The following is a 13,130-nucleotide window of genomic DNA, read 5'->3' on the forward strand; positions in this document are numbered from 1 at the left end:
CTGTATATGAAAGCAAAGGAGTTACACGCCGCATATATGAAAACAAAGGAGTTAGAAGAAGCAAGTCGTTAGTCATGAGTCGTTGGTCGTCGGCAAAAGCTCTCCTCCTGAAAAACCGGTGGTGGCTATAGGGATCCTTCCCCTTCCGCTTCACTTCGTTTCAGCGTCAGGGTCAGAATGACAAAAAAACAAGTACACAGGTTCTTCGGCTACGCCTCAGAATGACAACCCCAAAACCTAAGTACAGAGGTTCTTCGGCTTCGCCTCAGAATGACAACCCCAAAACCTAAGTACAGAGGTTCTTCGGCTACGCCTCAGAATGACAAAACAAAACAGAAATTTGTCTTCACCACCTACATTTTCAGAATAGCAATTTGGGTGGGGGCAACATGCCACGGTTTGGAAATTTATATTTGTTGTTAAATCAGCAACTTACGTGAAAACGAGAGCTTTGACCCACTTGACACGTTTCGGAGAGGGTTGTGCCGAAATGGGAAAGAAATCCACCACAGAGACGCAGAGGCACAGAGAATTAGATGGGAAAGAACTCGTTGTGAGCGCTGATGGTGGTTCGGACTCGTTGGTCGCCGGTTAAGCGTCTCCGTCGGCTGACAAGAACCCTCCGGGATCGGAGACCGGTGGTCTCCCACCTTCACGTCCCAACAGCAGGACGTGAAGGTGGGGCACGGAAGCAATCTAGCTAGTGCGTTAGGTGGGCCACCAGTCCCAGTCCGCATCGCATGGGCGCGTGCGGTGCTACGCACCGCTTCTGACAAATATCCACGCTCCTCACCCCGGGTTACGCGCGTTAAGAGCACGCGCTCCACCCGGGGCTATGGAATGCCGTCCGCTGCGCGGACTGGAGTGGTGGTGGGTGAAGCCGCTTTTGTTTTGCCAATCATCCCGGTTGTGTTACCTCGCCCGCGGCGGGGTTTCGCGAGCTGTTGTGGAACTGCCCAAGGATCTCGCGAACAGTGAGATCACAGTCCCAACAAAGCCTCCCGCTTTCTTGGTGCTCAGGATGGTGCCGTCCTGCTCGCCGCCGAGCGGGGTCCATGCTCCGGCGCCGACGCGATATGAGAAGCGATAGCGTGCTCCGTCACCTTCAACTTTCAACATGACATTCCGTGCGTTGCGGGGGAGGTCGGCGGAGGCGACCTGCGATACGGTGCCGTCCCGCTTTTCGAGGAAGACCTTGCGCGCTGTTTGACCCAATGTGCGGACGCCAAGGAAATAAGAGTGGGTTTCGTTTTGGAAGGTGACGAGCCCAGCGTCAGATGGCTTATCTGCTTTCTTGAAATTTAGTTGAACGGTGGATGAGAACTTGTTGTGCTGCTGGCGGCGTGCGACGAGCGACGGGTCATTCCTGGAATCGAGATCTTCGGGGCGAGGCTGGAGGAAGATAGCGTTCGACTTGGAATCGAAGCTCCACCAGCGGCTTGAGGGCGTGCGGAGCGTGATGATGTCGAACGGAAGCTGCTGGCCTCGGAAGTTGGCTGTCCACTGCAATGGTCCGGTCATCCGTGCGATGCCGCTTTGCACTGGAAGTTTCGGACGTGTCACGACTCGCGGGACAACTTTGCCCTCGTCGAGAATAGTCGGCCAGCCGTTCACCCATTTCACGGGGAGCATGAACGTCTCGCGGCCGATGTTGTAAAGGTCGTCCTGATATGGCTCACAGCCGAGAAACACGGCCCACCATTCGCCGTTTGCCGTTTCGACAAAATCGGCGTGCCCGGTGGAGGTGATGGGATCGGGACGAGTTGGCGACAGCGTACGCTGCGTGAGGATGGGATTGCCTGCATACGGCTCGTATGGGCCTTCAACGGAGCGGCTGCGGAAGACGACCTGGGAGTGATTCTCGGAGGTGCCGCCTTCCGCAGCGATCAGGTAGTAGACTCCGTCGCGCTTGAAGATGTGCGGGCCTTCAATCCAGACGGGGTGTTTTGAGATGTCGGTACCGCCGTTGACGATGATCTTGCCGGCGCCGCTGACCTTGCCGGCCTTGGTGTCGAAGGGGAAGAGGTAGAGCGCGCGATGGCCCTGGTAGAGCGACTTGTTATCGGGCGGGATGCCGTTGTGGACGATGTAAGCCTTGCCGTCGTCGTCAAAGAAGAACGATGGATCGATGCCTTGAATTTCGGGAAGAGCGATGGGATCGGACCAAGGACCGGCCGGATCTTTCGCGGTGACGTAGAAGTTGCCGATGCCGTCGACGAGGGTGGTGATCATGTAAAAGAGACCGTCGTGAAAGCTGATGGTTGGGGCAAAGATGCCGCGAGAAACGCCTGCCCCCTGAAGCTTCAGTTGCTCGGGGCGGTCGAGCACGTGTCCGATCTGCTTCCAGTTGACGAGGTCGCGGCTGTGGAAGATGGGCACGCCGGGATACCAGGCGAAACTGGAGTTGACGAGATAGTAGTCGTCGCCGACGCGAACGATGCTGGGATCGGGGTAGAACCCGGCGAGTATGGGATTGCGATACTCGGTCGGCTTGGGCGTGACAGGTTGCGAGAGGGAGTCTTCACCGGTGTAAGTGAAGGAGCGGAACTCGATCCAGCCAGACTGGTTTTGTTTCGGTTGGGAGAAGAGCGGGATGGCGGAGAGAAGGAAGGCGAAAACGAGAAGCTTATGAATGCGCATAGTCTGTCCGTGCTGAATCGACGGACATCGTACAACACTGACGCGGGGTAGGGTGAACTAGGCGGCCTTTCGCGATTGTTCATGGTCGCGCGTGCCGGTGCGCACATATTCGTTCAGGACTTCGGAGATTAGCGCGGCGGAGGGAACGGCGACCAGGGCGCCCAGAATGCCGGCGAGTTCAGCACCGATAACCAGAGAAGCGATTATTGCGACGCCGGGAAGGCCAACGGCACCGCCGACGATCTTGGGCGATAAATAACCATTTTCGAGTTGCTGATAAGCAAAGTAGAAGGCGATGACACCGAGGGCCCTGAGCCACGAATCGATCGCCGCAACGGCTGCCGACATGAGCACGGAAATGACGGGTCCGATGACGGGAATGAAATTAGCTAAGCCGGTGAATGCGGCCAGTGTATAGAAGTAACGCACCCCGAGGATGCCGTACACGAGCAGACTGGCAGCACCGAGAATGAGCATCAGCAAGGCCTGCCCAAGGAGCCACTTCTGCACAGTATGGCTGGCGCGCTCCAGGGTGTGCCGGGTGCGTCCTCGGTTCTGCTCGGGGATGAATCCCAGTGCCCACTCAAAACTTCGGCGACCGTCGAGGATGAAATAGCAGGTCAGGAGCACGAGTATCAATAGCGTGCTTAGCATGCCCGTCAGTTTCGAGAGGGCGGTTGTCGCGCTTCCAGTGATGGAAACCGCAAGCCGGGAGAAGTTCTGGCTATTGATCATTTCGGCCAGCTTTGCCCCGAAGGGCAGATTGCGGACCTGGTTGCTCAACTGGTCAAGAGATCGTGGGAAGTCATAGGTGAGCCCGCGCACGTCGCTAACAATGGGTGGAATGGCAAAGAAGAAGAAAATTGTTAGAACAAGGGTGGCAACTACGAGAAGGATAAATAGCGAGCTCCCTTTTCCGGGAGACCATTTGCCGATGTGGCGCCGTTGGACCCAGTGGACCGCAGGGGTGAACACAATCGCGAAGATGATGCTCACCCAAATGACGAGCAGGCTTTTCCGAATGAACCAACACACCACGAGCAGAACTATGATTCCGGCGCCGGTGAGCAAACGTTTGTTGAAATTGTCGGGCGCAGAAGAGCGAATCATCTGCTGATTGGGATGGCGAGCGGCGGAGGGGTGTTTTCCCACAACGACAGCACTGGCGAGTTAGTCGAGACGAACGAGAAAGATATTACCTTCCGGGGTGGTGTTCTCCGCGGCTAGTTGTTCGGCTTTTTTCTTGTCGTCGTTCAGGACGCGCACGCGAACCCAGTAATCACCGACGGGGCTGGCGAACTGGAGGACCTTCGCGGTCTTGTAGCGACGTATCAGCCGCTCCTTCAACTCCAGCGCTTTTTCCTGGTCCTTGATGCCGCCGATTTGAACACACCAGCGTCCTCCGTCGTCGAGGGACTTTGGGGTATCGAGGACATCGATGCGAACCATGGCGGTACCTGGACGCCAGACGTCCACGGCCTGAGCCGCGGCCTTGGATAGATCGATGATGCGGTCGGGAACGAAGGGGCCTCGATCGGTAATGCGCAGAACGGCGGAGCGCTTCGTCTTCAGGTTGGTGACACGCACGATAGTGTTCAGCGGGAAGGTGCGGTGCGCCGCGGTGAGCGCGTGCATGTCGAAGACTTCGCCGTTGGCGGCCTTGCGGTTGTGATACGGCGGGCCGTACCAACTGGCGTATCCGTTTTCGGTGTAGAGGACAGGAGCGTCTTTGTATTTGTCTTCGAGGTTGGCCGGTTTCTCTTCGGGTTCGGTCGTCTCGGCTGGTTGCGTTGGTTGAGGAGCGGGTTGGGTTGTAGTGGGCGGCGGAGGCGGAGGAATGCGTACCTTCGCGACCTTCTTCTCACCGCATCCGGTGAGCAGGGCCATGGCAAGGAAGAGGAGTATGAGCCGGTTCACGAGCGTTTGCGCTTCTGGTCGTCGAGATAGTCGGCGAACTCGGCGAGCTTGGTAGCTGCTGTCCGGAGCGCCTGAGTGGAGCCCTTGCGAACGTCGGGAACAACTTCCTTTTCTATGTAGCTGATCAGCCGCTCGGCTTCTTTCTCGAGCTGATTGACGGTTTCGCCGATCTTTCGGCCCACTCGCTCCCCCAGGTCTTCGGCGGAGGCGCGGTTTTGCTGCTTGGAATCCATGAGTGCTCACTCGAAATTAGCGGTAGCCAGGCCACTTGATTATGGCGCGGGCGCAAAACCGGGGTCAACGAACGGGAACTCGATTCGCCAACAGCGGCAGCTACTTGGGTGAGATGCGGGGTGGGCTGGAGGAAGTTGATGCAAACTTTACGGGGGTTGGCGGCTTCCTACCCTCATACGAAGTTTGGGGCCCTATGCGAATCCGGGAACTTAGCCTGTTGTGTGCGGTCGTGCTTGCGGCGGCACTGGGCTTCGCACAAACAGAGTTGCCGGATGCGCCCTCCACCGTCGCACCCGTTCCCAAGGCGAAGCGTTCGTATGATCCCTACAGAGAGTTACTGGCCGATGAGCCGTACCGTCCGCTGACGAAACGGGAGAAGCTGGGGTACTGGTCACGACGGACGTATTCTCCATACACGTTTTTCAGCGCGGGCGTGAGTACGACGATTGCCGGGGCGACTTCGGACTTTCGTTACTGCTGCGGCGCGGATGCGTGGGGCAAGCAGTATGCGGCGGCAGTCGCCGATGCGCAAACGCGACAGTTCTTCGGCAATTATCTTTTCCCGATGATCCTGAGCCAGGACCCGCGATACCTGCCAAAAAGAAAGGGCGGCGTATTATCACGGGCGGTGTATGCGGCCACGCGGGTTCTTATCACGCGCAACGATGATGGCAAAAGCACGCTGAACTCATCGGAACTGCTGGGCGTAGCATTCTCGCGAGCGTTATCGAATGCGTATTATCCGTATCGCGACCGCACGATGAGGCGTACGGGGTCGCGGATCTGCAGCACGCTGCAAAGCGATGCGAGCGGATATCTGCTGAAAGAGTTCATGCCCGACATCAAGCGGATATTCTTCCGTGGCAAACTGAAGAAATTAGCCGACAAGCTGGATAGTGACGATTCAGAACAGTAATCGTTAGCGCGATTTTTCTCCTTCCTGAAGAAATACTTTCCCAAAGAAATAGCTCACTTTTCGTGTGGCCTGCCGTCTGTATTGGCGTAGTCGAGATCCGGTAACAAGAAGTTGCTGGAAGCGGAGACGAAGATGAGCAGGGCGAGACAAATCGCGAACCGCTGGTACGGCAAGGTTGCCGGAGTTGCGCTGATCGCGCTGGCGATTGCAGTGACATCGGTGCCGGCGCCGACCGGCGTGCTGCACGGGGTGGAAGACAGGGCCATAAGCACGATGGCGCCGATGATGGCGAAGACGGCAGTTGGGAAACAGTTGCTGGATATGTACGCCGCGCGTGAGGCGCAATGTCACGGAGTGATTTAGTCCATTTCCAAAGAGAAGGTGCGTGATGAGGAGAGTTGCAGCAATTTTGGCAGCGGTGATGACAATTGGAGCAGCGTCGGCGTGGGCCGGCGATCATGCGATGCGGCATCGTGGCGGGAGCGATGTAAAAACGTGCCAGGACATGAATGTTCAGTTCGGGGATAGCGAGACGTACGAGGGACAAGAGTCGTTTACGATTCCGGCGGGTCCGTTGGACGTTAGCGCGGCAAAGAGCGGCGGAGTGAGCCTGATCCGGGGGGACAGCAACCAGTACGAGGTGCAGCTGTGCAAGTTCGCGGAAGCGGACAGCAAGTCAGAAGGGGATCGACTGTTGAGCCAGATCGTGGCAGAGCGCGGATCGGGCAAGTTGTCCGTGCGCGGGCCGGAGGGGGAGAAGGAGTGGACGGCGTCGTTGATTATTCGCGTACCGGCGAATTCGACGGTGAACGTCTCGGCGACAAATGGGCCATTGGCGGCGAGAGAGGTGAGCGGGACGTTTACGCTGGACACGGTGAATGGGCCGATCGCGGTGAGAAATGTCAGCGGAAAAGTGAATGCGAAAGCGAAGAACGGACCGATCTCGTTTGTTGGTGATGGAGGCGACCTGAGCCTCGACGCGCAGAATGGGCCGATCGCGATTGAACTCAAGAGTCAGGCGTGGAGCGGCGGGAAGTTGGACGCGAATGCCAAGAACGGGCCGATTTCGCTGAACATTCCGAAGGGCTATCAGTCGGGTGTGGTGCTGACCGCGAAAGGATATTCGCCGATGAGTTGCCGGGCTGATGTCTGCAGCGAAGCCCGGAAGACCTGGGATGATAACGAGAAGAAGATTGAGTTCGGCCCGGCCGGTAACCAAGTGATTCACATCTCGGCGGCGAATGGGCCGGTTTCGGTGGGAAGCAGGAGCGAAGGCGAACTGTAAAACGACGGCTTCATAAAGAAAGGCAGGCCGAAACTGGCCTGCCTGTTCTATTTAGCGCGGTTATCGGGGCTCGGTCACCCTCGCGAGGTGAAGGGCAAACCAGTGTTTCGGGTCCGTCCACGTTTGTTCGCGTTTGAAGCCGGCGAGGTCGAGGATGGAGTCCACAACACCCTGGGTGAACTTGTAGCTGTTCTCGGTGTGGATAGTCTCGCCCTTGTTGAAATGCACACGCATGCCGAGCGCACGGACGTGGACCACCTGCGGGCGCGTGGACTCGAGGTGCATCTCGATGCGCGAGGCTTCGTGGTTCCAAACAGCGACGTGCTTAAAGGTGGAGAGATCGAAGTCGGCTGCGAGTTCGCGATTGATGCGCGCGAGAATATTTTTGTTGAAGGCGGCGGTGACGCCCTGCGCGTCGTCGTAAGCGGGAATCAGCAGCTTCGGCGATTTCACGAGATCGGTGCCAAGGAGGAGCGCATCGCCGGGCCGGAGGCTGGTGCGAATGGTGCGCAGCATGGCTCCGGCCTGCATGGGTTCGAAGTTGCCGATGCTGGAACCGAGATAGAGGAGCAGTTTGCGACCGGTGACGGAGGAAAGTCGTCCGAGCCCGCCGGAGTAGTCAGCGACGATGGGAGAGACGCTGAGTCCGGGGAAGTCGCCGTTGAGATGGTGGACGGCTTCGTCGAGAGCGGACTTGGAGACGTCGATTGGGTAGAAGCTGCAACGTGACTGGCGCTTCAGCGCTGCGCCGATGAGGATGCGAGTCTTCGAGGCGGTTCCGGCTCCGAGTTCAATGAGCGACAAGTTGGGACCTGCGGCAGCAATGATGTCAGCGGCATTCGCTTCGAGGATGGAACGCTCGGTGCGGGTCAGGTAGTACTCGGGGAGATCCGTGATCTGCTCGAAGAGAGCGGAGCCTTCCGCGTCGTAAAAGAGCTTGGGCGAAAGCCATTTCGGCTTGGCCGAGAGACCTTCGTAGACATCAGCAGCGATGGGTGAAGCGGACGCTATGAATAGCGGAGCGCTCATTTAGCCAACCTGATTCCCATGAATTGCCAGCGAGAGTGCGGCGGGAAGAAATTGCGATACGTGGCGCGGATGTGAGACTGCGGGGTTGCGCAGGAGCCTCCGCGAAGGACCATCTGGTTACACATGAACTTGCCGTTGTATTCGCCGAGTGCGCCTTCGACCGGAGCAAAGCCGGGGTAAGCGGTGTATGGGCTTGAAGTCCACTGCCAGACGTTGCCGAAGAATTGCGAGCTGTTCGTCGCCTCGGGATGAAAGCGTCCGGATTCGAGGAAATTGCCTTCGATCGGCTGCGTACTGGCTGCGATTTCCCATTCGGCTTCGGTGGGCAGGCGGTGGCCGGCCCAGCGGGCGTAAGCGTCGGCTTCGTAATAGCTGATGTGGCAGACGGGTTCGCTTGGGTCGAGCGGCTGCAGGCCGTTGACGGTGAAGAGGCGGAGTTCGTCAGCGTTGATGTCCCAGTAAAGCGGCGCTTGCCAGTTTTGGGTGCAGACGGTGTCCCACCCGTCGGAGAGCCATAGTTCAGGGCGGCGGTATCCTCCGTCGTTGATGAAGTGGAGGTATTCACCATTGGTGACCAGACGGGAAGCGATGTCGAATGCGTTGACGAAAACCTGGTGGCGGGGGGTTTCGTTGTCGAAAGAGAAGCCTTCGCCGGAGTGTCCGATGGAGTAGAGATTCTCGGGGAAAGAAAGCCAATCAGCTTTGGCAGACAGAGGCGCAGAAGATGATGACTTTGTCGCGTTCGGGGCTTTCCACGCCGGCTTCAATGGATTCGACCAGAGGCCGTGCTTCACATCGGTGATGATTAGTTCCTGGTGCTGTTGTTCGTGATTGAGACCAGTCTCGATCAATCCGGATATGTGCGGATCGGATGACTGGGTCAATAACGCCATCATGTGACGATCAACGTACCGGCGATAGTCATGCACCTGTTCCAGACTTGGGCGCGAAAAGAGACCGCGAAACGCGCGATTCGGGTGCGATCCGACCTGCTTGTAATAGGAGTTGAAGAGAAAGGTGAAGTCTGGGTGAAAGAGCGAGTAGTCGGGCAGGTACGGCTTCAGCAGAAACGTTTCGAAAAACCAGGTGGTGTGCGCGAGGTGCCACTTGGCGGGGCTGGCATCCGGCATAGATTGGACCATGAGGTCTTCCGCCGAGAGCCCGTCACAGATGCACTCTGTGGTTTTCCGGACAGCTAGAAAGCGCTCCGTCAGCGAGACGGATCGCGAGTTAGCTGCTGCCGGGGCGGTGAACACACTCATAGGGGCTCCTTCGCAGATATGTTTGGATATGCCTGACCGCCGAACGGTTACAAAATCAGCGGAGGTTAAATCACAGCCCGGAGTCCTTTGTGGACGGCATGAGTGGTGACGCCATAGACAAGGTGAGATGCAAGAGCATTAGCGTGCACAGACAGAGGGAACTCCTCTGGAGGCTTCGACAGGCCGAGTTTCGGCACGGCGATTTCGTCACCAAACAGCCAGGCAGCAGTGGCATATCCGGTGCCAGCCCCGAGTCGAGCGAGCGGGAAGACCTCCGAGATGCCACCATACAGACCGCCGATCAGAGCTCCGTAAGCGTAATGGACGATCGGCCCAGCCTTCTTTTTCTGTTCCTTTGTGAGATGTCGGTTCGCGACCAGGTTTGCGAGGCGGTCCGCCACCTTCATTGTGGCGTTGTCGGAGTCAGGCTCACTGTAGGCGGAGTCCGGCTTCTGCTCGCGATGCGCGCTCTTCTGCCACGCTTGTTGCACTCTCGATTCGACGGCCTGGAATTGATCCATCATCCAGGAGGCGACGAGGCCGCCGACGATCCCGGTGACAATTCCTTTTGAGATGTTTCGAGCTTCACGACGTCTGCGGCGCATGGTGGTGCCTCCTGACTATTTAGAGGCACGAAAGCGCAAGCGAGTCTATTGGGGGAGGGGGATTTCGGAGAAAAGTGCGAGATTAGCCTGCGGCGATTTCGCCCTTTGTTCCACGGGTAACGGCTTTCGCGGGGCGGAACTTGTCGAGCACGAACTGGAGTTGCTCAACGAGGTCGACGTCTCGAGAAACGACGTAGTCGGCGCCTGATTTCGGGGAAGGTGATGTGCTGCCGCGGCGGCCGGCAACGAGAATGATGGGTACGTCTGCGAGGTGAGGCCGATACCGGACTTCGCGGATGAATTCGTTGCCGCCCATTTTGGGCATTAGGAGATCGGTGACGATCAGGTCCGGTGCGAACTTGTCGAGGGCAGCGAGCCCCTCAAGACCATTGCAGGCGGTTTTTACCTCATATCCTCGGTTCTCGAGGAAGCCCCGCACAGCAGTCCTCACGAGCATGGAATCGTCGACAACCAGTGCCATACGTATCATTAAAAGTGCGCTCCTGGCGTGGTTGGGGGAGGGATAAAAAGGCTACGACAGGAGGCTATCAAGCGAACCAATACGCGACAATGCAGCCACATCACATTGCCGTTACGTCGGTACTGTTACGCGTAATAATTGCAGACACACTAATGCGACATATTGGTGTTGCAAAGTTTTGCGTCAGGCTTCTTCTTCGGCAGGTTCCGCGGTTTCCTCAATGGCCATATCTTTAAACTCGCTGGATTCGAAGACCTCGCCGCACTCCTTGCATTCGACGTATTCGGCATCTTCTTCGCGGGCCACGATTTGCACACGGGGGTGTTTACACGAGGATGTCATGCTGATTCTCTGATGGGATTCCTTTGGACGAAGCAGGCTGGATTGTGAGTCATATCCGGATGTGGACTCCGGTTTCCGGAACTCCCAAAAGCTCCGGAATCTCCGCGTATTCTAGACGTGGCGTTTCGGATGTCAAGAGTGAGATTTGTGGAAGACCCAACATCGTTGACCACCGGCGGCAAATAAATACAAGGGTGTTGACGCGCCTTCGCTTGAGCGGCGCAGGTGAGCAGCGTTGTTTGGATAAGGCTTATGCGCCTTGCATGACAGGAGAATCTGCTTCTCCTTTTAATAGGGAGGGTCTGCTCGAGCTGGATTGAGTCGTGGTGCCGAGCTGGCAGGGCTTTGGACCGCGTCAGGGCTGGCATAGCAAAACTTGACGATCATCGAAATACAAGCCTAGGAAATACGAGCCTAGGGCGGAGGCATGCCCGGATCGCAAACTCATTGCGATTGCCCAGGGACCACACGTCAGGCCGGAGTTCCTTAATCGGTTGAATACGTGAGGTTTACCGTTCAATTCCTGAATGCCGCCGTTCGCTGAAAGGGGTTGCGGATATAGGGTCAAAGGCCTACACTGTATATGCGACTAAAATAGTCGTAATTTTTGGCGACCAATTTAGTCGTACTTAATCCAAGTTCTTAGCAGAATGCTGAAGCTCACCAAAAAAGCGGACTACGGCCTGATCGCCATGAAGCACCTGACGGAGCGTGCGGCTGCGGGAGCGGTGAGCGCAAAGGAAATTGCCGAGGCGCAGAAGATCCCGTCGGAGCTGCTGGCCAAGATTCTGCAAAAGTTGGTAAGGGCGAAATTGCTGGTGTCGTTACAGGGCACCAATGGTGGGTACCGGCTGGCGCGCGATGCACGGACGATTTCGGCCTTCGACGTGATCAAGGCCATCGAAGGGCCGCTGTTTATCACTTCGTGCGTGACGCACAAGGGCGAGTGTGAGCAGTCGTCGCGGTGCTCGGTGCGCGAGCCGCTGCAAAAGGTGAGCTTGGCGATTGAAGAGGTCCTTTCGAAGGTGACGATTTTCGAGCTGGCGCAGAGCGGGGAAGCCGCGTGTGCCGAAGCCGTTAGCGATCAACTGGTGAGTTTGAGTTAGGTGCGGACGGGACGTCCGCGCGACAGCCGGCAAGACGCCGGCGCTACATAGCGGAGAGCAAGAAAAGATGAGTACTCATAACGGAATCAAGCTGCCGATTTATATGGACTACCACGCGACCACGCCGGTGGACCCGCGAGTTGTCGACGCAATGATGCCTTACTTCACCGACAAGTTCGGTAACGCGGCGAGCCGGAACCATCCGTTTGGATGGGCGGCGGAAGAGGCGGTCGAAACGGCACGCGCACAGGTTGCGAAGCTGATCGGCGCGACGCCGAAAGAGATCATCTTCACCTCCGGCGCAACCGAGAGCGACAACCTGGCTATTAAAGGTGTCGCGGAGATGTATCGCGAGAAGGGTAATCACATCATTACGGCTGTCACCGAGCACAAGGCCGTACTCGACACGTGCAAGCGCCTTGAGAAATACGGCTATCGCGTGACGTACCTGCCGGTAATGAAGGATGGGTTGATCGACCTGGAAGATCTGAAGCGCGCGATCGACGACAAGACCATCCTGGTCACGATCATGGCCGCCAACAACGAAATCGGCGTGCTGCAGCCGATCGAGGAGATCGGCAAGATCTGTCGTGAGCGCGGAGTGCTGTTCCACACGGATGCGGTACAAGCCGTGGGCAAGGTGCCGTTCGACGTGAACAAGATGAACGTGGACATCGCGTCGATCAGCGGCCACAAGATCTATGGCCCGAAGGGCGTAGGAGCCCTGTACGTGCGCAGGAAAAACCCGCGTGTGCAGTTGTCGGCGATTATCGACGGCGGCGGTCACGAGCGCGGCATGCGTTCGGGAACACTGAACGTGCCAGGCATTGTCGGCCTGGGCAAGGCGTGCGAGATCTGCATGCAGGACATGCCGGAAGAGAGCAAGAAGATGGCGGCGCTGCGCGACCGGCTGAAGAACAGCATCATGTCGCGGCTGGACGAGGTTTACGTCAATGGCTCGATGGAGCACCGTTTGCCGCAGAACCTGAACATCAGCTTTGCATACGTGGAAGGTGAGTCGCTGCTGATGGGCATCAATGATGTTGCAGTTTCCAGCGGTTCGGCATGCACCTCGGCGACGCTGGAGCCATCATATGTACTAAAAGCCCTTGGCACCGGTGATGACCTCGCGCATAGCTCAATCCGTTTCGGGCTAGGGCGCTTCAACACGGAAGCCGAAGTGGATTATGTGGCAGACAAGCTGGTGGATGTTGTGACCAGGCTTCGCGAGCTGTCGCCGCTTTACGAGATGGCGAAAGAGGGAATCGATTTGACGAAGGTGAAGTGGGCGGCAGAGCCGGCTTCGCACTAAG

14 protein-coding genes are annotated in these 13,130 nt (G+C 57.5%); 5 read left to right on the forward strand and 9 right to left on the reverse strand.

The genetic code is table 11. From position 1 onward, the window contains the following. Window positions 1-912: 912 nt before the first annotated feature. Genes VN577_18195 through VN577_18210 form a run of 4 tightly spaced genes read right to left on the reverse strand, consistent with a single transcriptional unit; the run spans window position 913 to window position 4,790 of the window. Entirely contained in the window at window positions 913-2,640 is a 1,728-nt protein-coding gene (locus VN577_18195; GenBank protein ID HWR16763.1) for a glycoside hydrolase family 43 protein, read from the reverse strand. Between the two features lie 57 nt (window positions 2,641-2,697). Then, complete coding sequence (locus tag VN577_18200; protein ID HWR16764.1) at window positions 2,698-3,750, reverse strand: AI-2E family transporter; 1,053 nt, start codon at window positions 3,748-3,750, stop codon at window positions 2,698-2,700. Window positions 3,751-3,810: 60 nt separating this feature from the next. Next, entirely contained in the window at window positions 3,811-4,557 is a 747-nt protein-coding gene (locus tag VN577_18205; GenBank protein ID HWR16765.1) for a septal ring lytic transglycosylase RlpA family protein, read from the reverse strand. Next, window positions 4,554-4,790, reverse strand: coding sequence for a hypothetical protein (locus VN577_18210; protein ID HWR16766.1), 237 nt, complete (start codon window positions 4,788-4,790; stop codon window positions 4,554-4,556). The genes VN577_18205 and VN577_18210 overlap by 4 nt, the downstream gene beginning before the upstream one ends. A gap of 194 nt (window positions 4,791-4,984) precedes the next feature. Between VN577_18210 and VN577_18215 the strand changes: the two genes are divergently transcribed. The 3 genes from VN577_18215 to VN577_18225 all read left to right on the forward strand — a co-directional run bounded on the left by VN577_18215 (window position 4,985) and on the right by VN577_18225 (window position 6,992). Then, entirely contained in the window at window positions 4,985-5,707 is a 723-nt protein-coding gene (locus VN577_18215) for a hypothetical protein (protein HWR16767.1), read from the forward strand. 132 nt (window positions 5,708-5,839) lie between these two features. Further along, window positions 5,840-6,070: a hypothetical protein gene (locus VN577_18220; protein ID HWR16768.1), complete on the forward strand. Its 231-nt coding sequence runs from the start codon at window positions 5,840-5,842 to the stop codon at window positions 6,068-6,070. A 25-nt stretch (window positions 6,071-6,095) separates the two neighbouring features. Beyond that, on the forward strand, window positions 6,096-6,992 hold the full coding sequence (locus VN577_18225; GenBank protein HWR16769.1) for a hypothetical protein: 897 nt from the start codon (window positions 6,096-6,098) through the stop codon (window positions 6,990-6,992). 60 nt (window positions 6,993-7,052) lie between these two features. On the opposite strand, the gene egtD is transcribed toward VN577_18225, so the two are convergent. The 5 genes from egtD to VN577_18250 all read right to left on the reverse strand — a co-directional run bounded on the left by egtD (window position 7,053) and on the right by VN577_18250 (window position 10,711). Further along, window positions 7,053-8,021, reverse strand: a complete 969-nt coding sequence (egtD, locus tag VN577_18230) for an L-histidine N(alpha)-methyltransferase (GenBank protein ID HWR16770.1) — start codon at window positions 8,019-8,021, stop codon at window positions 7,053-7,055. After that, entirely contained in the window at window positions 8,018-9,283 is a 1,266-nt protein-coding gene (gene egtB, locus VN577_18235; protein ID HWR16771.1) for an ergothioneine biosynthesis protein EgtB, read from the reverse strand. Before egtB ends, egtD begins: the two co-directional genes overlap by 4 nt. A 65-nt stretch (window positions 9,284-9,348) precedes the next feature. Further along, a complete protein-coding gene (locus tag VN577_18240; protein HWR16772.1) occupies window positions 9,349-9,888 on the reverse strand; it encodes a DUF1440 domain-containing protein in 540 nt (179 codons plus the stop codon). A gap of 82 nt (window positions 9,889-9,970) precedes the next feature. After that, window positions 9,971-10,378, reverse strand: coding sequence for a response regulator (locus tag VN577_18245; protein HWR16773.1), 408 nt, complete (start codon window positions 10,376-10,378; stop codon window positions 9,971-9,973). Window positions 10,379-10,552: 174 nt separating this feature from the next. Continuing rightward, window positions 10,553-10,711 (reverse strand): hypothetical protein, encoded by a 159-nt coding sequence (locus VN577_18250; GenBank protein ID HWR16774.1) that lies wholly within the window; start codon window positions 10,709-10,711, stop codon window positions 10,553-10,555. Between the two features lie 650 nt (window positions 10,712-11,361). Here VN577_18250 and VN577_18255 point away from each other — a divergent pair. Both VN577_18255 and VN577_18260 read left to right on the forward strand, forming a co-directional pair. Next, the gene (locus tag VN577_18255; protein HWR16775.1) at window positions 11,362-11,817 is read left to right on the forward strand and encodes an Rrf2 family transcriptional regulator; all 456 of its coding nucleotides are present in this window, start codon (window positions 11,362-11,364) and stop codon (window positions 11,815-11,817) included. A 67-nt stretch (window positions 11,818-11,884) separates the two neighbouring features. Further along, window positions 11,885-13,129, forward strand: coding sequence for an IscS subfamily cysteine desulfurase (locus VN577_18260; GenBank protein HWR16776.1), 1,245 nt, complete (start codon window positions 11,885-11,887; stop codon window positions 13,127-13,129). Window position 13,130 lies beyond the last annotated feature (1 nt).

Source organism: Terriglobales bacterium, from assembly GCA_035561515.1.
GTDB lineage: Bacteria > Acidobacteriota > Terriglobia > Terriglobales > Acidobacteriaceae > DATMXP01.